The organism is Nostoc sp. CHAB 5836, from assembly GCF_020829445.1.
Lineage (GTDB): Bacteria > Cyanobacteriota > Cyanobacteriia > Cyanobacteriales > Nostocaceae > Nostoc.
Genome location: NZ_JAIVFV010000311.1, coordinates 1 through 4,080, shown reverse-complemented (window position 1 = coordinate 4,080; position 4,080 = coordinate 1). Strand labels below are relative to the sequence as shown.

Annotated in this window: 3 protein-coding genes; all 3 read right to left on the bottom strand. The window is 45.3% G+C overall.

The features are described 5' to 3' along the window. Positions 1–714 (bottom strand): HlyD family secretion protein (locus tag LC605_RS31550; RefSeq protein ID WP_229551335.1); only part of this gene is annotated, 714 nt, incomplete at its 3' end. An 84-nt stretch (positions 715–798) separates the two neighbouring features. Then, positions 799–1,674 (bottom strand): SDR family oxidoreductase, encoded by an 876-nt coding sequence (locus LC605_RS31545; protein ID WP_229551334.1) that lies wholly within the window; start codon positions 1,672–1,674, stop codon positions 799–801. Positions 1,675–1,713: 39 nt separating this feature from the next. After that, positions 1,714–4,032, bottom strand: a complete 2,319-nt coding sequence (locus LC605_RS31540) for an Ig domain-containing protein (RefSeq protein ID WP_229551333.1) — start codon at positions 4,030–4,032, stop codon at positions 1,714–1,716. Between the last annotated feature and the right edge of the window lie 48 nt (positions 4,033–4,080).

Sequence of the window (4,080 nt, the reverse complement as noted above, 5' to 3'; positions counted from 1 at the left end):
AGAACGCACCGGAGTCATGAGGGTACGTAGGCTTTTTTCTCTTTGTTCAGCAAGGGCCAAATTACTTTCAATTTTAATTCGGATGCTATCTGCGTTGGCAAGGTTGGTTTTAGAATTGGCAACGCTGCTTTTGGCATTAACTAAGTTGTCTTGCAACCGACTCAAGCGGACTTTGGCTTGATCTATAAGTGCTATTTGGCGATTTGCTTCTGCTTCCGCCGCCGCTTGACGTGCTTGGAAATCTTGCAGACGAGAGCTTAAAAGTTCATCTTGCAGTTTCGTCCCAGTAGTTTTGCCTCCGGTGCGTTCTGCATCCAAACGTTGCATATCATCCTGAATCAATCTACTAGATTTGGCTAGGCGGGAAACATCGCTTATTTGCAAGTCTGGATCTTTTTGAATCAGAACTTCACCTTTAGTAACGCGATCGCCTTCTTTGACTTTGACAGCGACTATTGACCCTCCACCCAAGGATGTCACCGGTCTTACCTGTGTGGAAGCAATTAATTCCCCTGGTGCTGTTGCGACTTCATCTATTTGCGAGAAGTACGCCCAGGCGATCGCTCCAAAGACGATGGCGCTCATAGTTCCCGCTAATAATCTCGTGTACAGGGGTGGCAATTCCTGTACCGCTTTCCCCAATTCATAGGTAAGTTGTTCCTCTGGTTGGGCGAATCGCTCTTTTGTCTGACGTGCTTGAGCGGCATTTGTCATTTGTCATTTGTCCTTTGTTATTTGTCATTTGTCATTTGTCCTTGGTTATTCACTAATGACCAATGACTAATGACCAATGACTCTTCAAACTGCTAAATAGCGCCGCAAAAAGTTTTCTAATGTCTCCAACCGGAAGTTATAGATCGCTTCTAAATTGGCAATTTCATCTTTTGTACAGAAAAATTCATTTGCTAGTAATGTGCGATAAGTTGCCAAAGCTTTTTGGATTTGGGGATTAATTAAACCCAATGCACTCTGTAAACCATCAACAGCAAATAGTGGTGAGTTAATTATTACTGGCTGTTTGTTGAAGATCCGACCAAAAATCCGGGGAATATCCTCTCTTAATAAAATCTCCGGCCCTCCCACTGGTAAAATCTGGTTGCGAGCGCCTTCAACTGTCACTGAATCCACCACTATCCTTGCCAAATCGTCGGTACTGATAATTGAGGTGCGATTTTTGCGATCGCCAATCAGCAGATACAATCCCGTTTCCCGAAATCGTTCTACTAGTGGCAGCAAGTTAGATGCTAATCCAGATGGGCGTAAAATAGTGTAATTTAAGCCACTACCTGACAAATATCGCTCTACTGCTCTTTTCGCTTTAAATACAGGAGCGTCTTCATATCCGCGATCGGCTCCCAATACGGAAATGAAAACAAAATGCTCTACGCCATTGGCTTTCGCCTGGTCTATTAGTTCAATATTGGCACGGTAATCTAAAGATAGGGCATCGCTATCAGAACCGTGGGCGCTAATAATATACCGGACACCCCGACTAGCTTTCTGAATATCTCTTTCCTCTAGCAAGTCACCAATAAAGATTTCTGCACCCCGGTGTTCTAACTCGCCAAAGCGCGAAGTCAGACGCACAAATGCCCGCACAGACTGTTCTCGTTGCCGTATGAGTCGCACAACTCTGCGACCAATCCCTCCTGTTGCTCCAGTTACTAGAAACATATAAATACCTAAATAGAATACTTTCAGCGTTTTTAGTTGTCAAAATGCTCCATATATGCTCAAAACATCCACGCTACCAAAATTCACATCAGCCGGATTATAATTCAGCCCACCATTCAGCCCCACGTATTCATTGCTACCAGATTTATGTAGAATCCAGTTGCCGTCATCGGAAATGCTACCCAAAATATCGACAGGTGCGGTTATTAAACCACCAGCGTAAGCACCCAAGTTCAAGCTGACATCGGGCGCACTAACATCACTGCTATCAATTACAGCCACGCTGAATGTAGCTTCACCAGGATTACCAGCCGTGTCTGTAGCGATCGCTTTTGCGGTAATCGTTCCGGCTTGGGTAGGCTTGAATGTGGCCATGCCGTTTGCATCCAGCACTACCGCAGTTCCATCAATCAACAATTGCAAGCCTGCCACCTTGGTGTTATCCGTAGCTCTAGCCTGGAAAGTTACCGATTCACCAAGGTTAACAAGGTCATAGTTGGCAATCAGCCTGACTTTCGGTGCTTCAGTATCACCCGCCACCGACAGATTATACTGTTGTTGCCCAGTACTGCCATTGCCATCGTTTACTGTCAGCACAACTGTATGACTGCCAACATTACTAGTAGTTGGTGTCCAGCGCAGTCTACCCAGCGCATCGAGGGTCATGCCCAAGTTGCGGGATGGTTGATCCAAGGAGTAGGTTAAGCGATCGCCATCGGGATCACTAGCGATTACATCATAGCTGTAAGTACTGCCAGGGGTTGCAGTTAATTTAGGATTAGACTGAATCACCGGGGCATTATTTACCCGTGCCGTTAAAGTAAATCCTTGAGCCGCGCCCAAACCAGCAGCATCCACCGCACCAACAACTACTTTATAATTACCAGCAACAGGAGACAACCAAGTTAACAAACCAGTTGTTGGGTCAATACTGATACCCGTAACACCCGCAGGTACAGAGAGTAGTTGATAAGTTAAGCGATCGCCAGCATCCGGGTCAGTAGCTCGCACTTGATAAGTGTAAGGACTACCAACTGCGGCTAAGTATACGGGAGTAGAGGTGATACTTGGGGCAGTGTTGATAGCGGTTGTGCCCACTTCTATGGTATAAGTTTGAGTGGTTACAGCACCTTGAGCATCGCGTGCAAAGACCTCAACTTGTTGAGAACCGATTTGCGACCCTTGGGGAGTCCAGCGAATTGTACCGTTGCGATCGATTATCATCCCCGCAGGTTTAGTGCCTAAGCTGAAGGTAAGGGGGTCGTTTTCTGGATCAGTGGCAATGACTGTGTATGTGTAAAGCTGATTTTGCGCGGCTTTGGTTATGGGGTTGGAGACAATTGCAGAAGGGATGTTAGTTCCTGTGACATCAAGTGTAAATTCTTGAGCAGCATAAAGACCATAAGCATCAGTGAGCCTGACTGTAACCGTATGCTCACCAATCTGGTCTGCTTTGGGTTGCCAGCGTAACGCCCCAGACTGTGGATCGATAACCATGCCGGCTGGAGAAGAGTCCAAACTCCACACGAGGAAATCGTTATTTAAGTCGCTGCCAGAAAGGTTATAAGCGTAAGTCCGTTCTAAATTGGTAATCAGGTTAGGAGTGGAAGTAATGTTTGGTGCATTGTTAATGCCAATAGTGGAACTGACAACATCAATATTGAAAGCTTGAGTTATTACTCCACCACGGTCATCACTAACTTTAATATTGACAGGGTTAGAACCAATTTGTGTCGCTCCCGGTTGCCATGTGATTCTGCCCTGCTGGTCAATGGTCATACCTTGGGGGGCAGTTTCCAGGGAGATAGTTAGGGGGTCGTAGTTGGGGTCGCTTGCTTGGACTGTGTAAAGGTAGGTTTGTCCTAAAGCAATATTTTTAGGTGGTTGAGAGTGGATGGAAGGATTGGCATTGATAGTATTAGCATTTACGATAATGTTGATGCTAGTACTAGTTGTACCACCCTTGTTATCATTGGCAATGATATTAAAAGTATTGTTACCGACAGCAGTAGGTTTCCAAGATAGTACTCCTGTAATTGGGTTTAAAGTTGCGCCATTTGGCGCTGATGCATCTAAACTGTAAGTAATGGGATCGCCTTCACCATCTTGGGCTTTGAACTTATACTGTATTGGATAGTTAACAGTTGCTTCTAACTTATTTGTAGGGAAATTAGTAAAGACTGGTGCTGTATTTGGGGCAACTACTTGGATTTGAAAAGGCTGTAGCACTACACCGCCATAGGGATCAGCAACCCGCAACATTACATCTAGAGTGCTACCGGGAGCAATGCGATTTTGTGAGGTCAGGCAAAAAAAGGTGCGATGCCTGCGGCGGGCTACGCCTACGCTAAAAATCAAATCTAAGTGGTAAGTAATTTTATTTACATAAACTATATTAGTTTACAC

What these genes read in the sequence shown, in the direction of transcription:
- LC605_RS31545 (WP_229551334.1), bottom strand. Translation starts at nt 1,674, where the DNA reads ATGTTTCTAGTAACTGGAGCAACAGGAGGGATTGGTCGCAGAGTTGTG.